3 protein-coding genes and 1 pseudogene are annotated in these 3,016 nt (G+C 54.3%); all 4 read left to right on the forward strand.

The genetic code is table 11. The features are described 5' to 3' along the window. A pseudogene (locus ACTIKR_RS20545) lies at positions 1 to 595 on the forward strand (cupin domain-containing protein); the annotation flags it as partial. A gap of 92 nt (positions 596 to 687) precedes the next feature. Beyond that, positions 688 to 1,395 carry a fumarylacetoacetate hydrolase family protein gene (locus tag ACTIKR_RS20550; protein WP_442328900.1) on the forward strand — a complete coding sequence of 236 codons (708 nt, stop codon included), beginning with the start codon at positions 688 to 690 and terminating at the stop codon, positions 1,393 to 1,395. A 41-nt stretch (positions 1,396 to 1,436) separates the two neighbouring features. Next, positions 1,437 to 2,075, forward strand: a complete 639-nt coding sequence (maiA, locus tag ACTIKR_RS20555) for a maleylacetoacetate isomerase (RefSeq protein ID WP_442328902.1) — start codon at positions 1,437 to 1,439, stop codon at positions 2,073 to 2,075. Positions 2,076 to 2,416: 341 nt separating this feature from the next. Next, a partial coding sequence (locus ACTIKR_RS20560) for an NAD(P)-dependent oxidoreductase (protein WP_442328901.1) occupies positions 2,417 to 3,016 on the forward strand: 600 nt, incomplete at its 3' end.

Below are 3,016 nucleotides of genomic sequence, written 5' to 3' on the forward strand. Positions count from 1 at the left end.
TTTGGATATCCCATTTTCCTCCTACACGGAATCGCAGTTCTTCGAAGTCGGACGCGACAAGCTCGATCCTCAGGAATACATCAAGCCAGAGAGGTCGCGCTCCGAACGCCTTTGGGCCCATCCGGGCTTGCGTCCTGTATCGCAACTGGACGATCAGGCCGCCACACCCTTGCTGGCCTACCGCTGGCAGGACACGGACCAAGCACTGAGCGAACAGCTCGCGTTGGAACAAGAAGGCTACAGCGCGACGCTAAGCCCAGGCCATGCAGCTGTGCGCTACACCAATCCGATGAATGGCCGTGACGTGCTTCCCACCATTCGCTGTGAGATGCATCGCATACGCAGCGGCGCACATACTCGAACCAAACGCGAGGTAGGCTCATCGGTGGTTCAGGTATTCGATGGGCAGGGAAGGGTCACCGTCGGCGAACACCAATGGGAGGTAAAGCGTGGCGATATGTTTGTTATACCCTCGTGGCAGCCTTTTACCGCCCTATGCGCTGCAGACCATTCATCGCTAGACCTTTTCCGCTTCAGCGATGCCCCAATTCTTGAAGCAGTCCATGCCTATCGCGAACAGTTCGACACGCCTTGACGCGCCGGGCCCGGCGCCCTCCTGCCCTCTTCACTCTCGCTTTCACCATTCCAGACTTCTGGATTGCATCCTTATTTCAGATCGGAAACACCATGACTACAATCAACTATCTTTGGACACCTCCTCCCGTACAGACCCTGCCCGTACTTGGCACTGAACAGCACGTCCCCATCAACCGTCTGTTCTTTGTGGGTCGCAACTATCACGCACATGCCACTGAGATGGGCAAACCCGTAGACAAGCGCACAGAACGCCCTTTTTACTTTACCAAGAGTGCGCAAACCTTGACACTGTCAGGCGCTACCGTCCCATATCCATCGGAAACCAGCAACTACCATTTTGAAATGGAACTGGTGGTCGCCATTGGCAAAGCGGGGTTCCGTATTTCTGCTGACCAGGCACATGAGGTTATCTATGGCTATGCTTGCGGCCTGGACATGACTCGCCGGGATCTGCAATTGCTCGCGCGCGACAAGGGACGCCCCTGGGATCTGGGTAAGGACGTGGAAAATTCAGCCGTTGCATCACCAATCCTGCCAATGCCAGGCAAGATCATTGAGCAAGGCGCCATTGAGCTATCAGTAAACGGTACAGTCAAGCAACGTTCCAATATCGACAAGCTTATCTGGAATATCCGTGAAATCATTGCAGACCTGTCCCTGTTCTACCACTTGCAACCTGGCGACCTGATTTACACAGGCACCCCGGAAGGCGTGGGTGCCGTCGTACCCGGCGACAAGATATCCGGCAGCGTTGACGGCGTGGGTGAAATTGAATTGACCGTAGGCCAGCCCGCGTAACGCGTTGCAGGATCAGTACAGAAAAGAAGGAATGAATGAACATGCAGCTTTACAGCTTTTTCCGCAGTGGGACATCTCACCGCCTGCGCATCGCGCTCAACCTCAAGGGACTTGCACCGGACTATATACCGGTGGACCTGCGGGTGGACGAACAAGCCGAAAACCCGTACAAGGCCATCAATCCGCAGGGACTGGTCCCCGCCCTCACCATGGATGACGGCAGAACGCTGATTCAGTCTACCGCCATTATCGAATGGCTGGAGGAGTGTTACCCCCAGCCGGCGCTGTTGCCAAAAGACCCTGAGGCGCGCGCCCATGTCCGTGCGCTGGCGTCCATTGTCGGTTGCGATGTACATCCTATCAACAACCGTCGTATTCTGCAGTATCTGCGCAAAAATTTCAGCGGCGACGACACGGCCATCGACGCCTGGTGCGGCCATTGGATAACCGCCGGCTTTGATGCCATAGAGACGTTATTGGCAAAGGACCGGAATCGCCAGGGATTTTGCTTCGGCGATGCACCGTCCATCGCCGATGTCTATTTGATCCCTCAGATAGAAAGCGCCCGCCGTTTTAACGTTGATATGACTCAATGGCCATTGATCTGTGCTGTTGAAAAAGCCTGCAGTGCCCTGCCCGCTTTTGCAAAGGCGGAACCCATGGCGCAGCCTGATGCCTGAAGAGTTCACCGGATAGTCTGCACGATGCCTTGTGCGAACTATCCGGGGCCTTTGGTGAAGGCGTCAGTTTCTACTGTGTGCCGGGAAAACATGTAGATAAAATGAAATTTTATCTACATTGTGCTTGCGTTTCATCCAATAGACGCGCAATCGCAGCATGAGAAGGCATCCACACACGGTCATGCTGCTTCACATAATCAAGAAACCGCTGCAGGGCGGCCGCTCAATTCAACGGATATTAAGCTTACACAAAAGCAGAACGCTCCATTGATGACTTTTCATAGCTGCCATGGCCCAGTCTCCTAAGATACATAAAAATAGATTTGATCAGGAGACAGTAAATGAAAGAGAGCAGCAACGTATTGGGTTTTATCGGAGTTGGCGTCATGGGCGAGTTCATGTGTGCCAATCTGATTCGCAGTGGCAAGGGCAAAGTCCACGTTTATGATATCCAGCCGGAGCCAGTCGGGCGCCTTCAAAAGATGGGCGCTATCGCCTCAGGATCGCTGCAACAACTGGCTCAGGATACCGATATTGTGTTTCTTTCCCTGCCCAGCATCAGTCAGGTCCAAGAGGTCTGCCTGGGCGATGGCGGGCTGCTCTCGGAGGGCAACAGTCGCATTAAATTTGTGGTGGATATGAGCACCAGCGACGTTGCCCGCACCCGTGAGCTGGCTGTGGCATTGCAAAAACAGGGCGTCACACTGATTGATGCGCCGGTTGCCCGCATGCGGCAAGCCGCAAGAGATGGTACGCTGCTGATCACCGTTGGCGCCGAACCGGATACCTTCGAGATGATCAAGCCCTATCTGGAAACCATGGGTAGCGATATTGTCCTTTGCGGACAAACAGGATGCGGACAGGTCGTCAAGATCATGAACAACATGATTGTCTTCATGACGGTACAGGCGCTTGCCGAGTCACTGGTGATCGGCAAGCGT

It is taken from the genome of Advenella sp. (assembly GCF_052108595.1).
GTDB lineage: Bacteria > Pseudomonadota > Gammaproteobacteria > Burkholderiales > Burkholderiaceae_B > Advenella.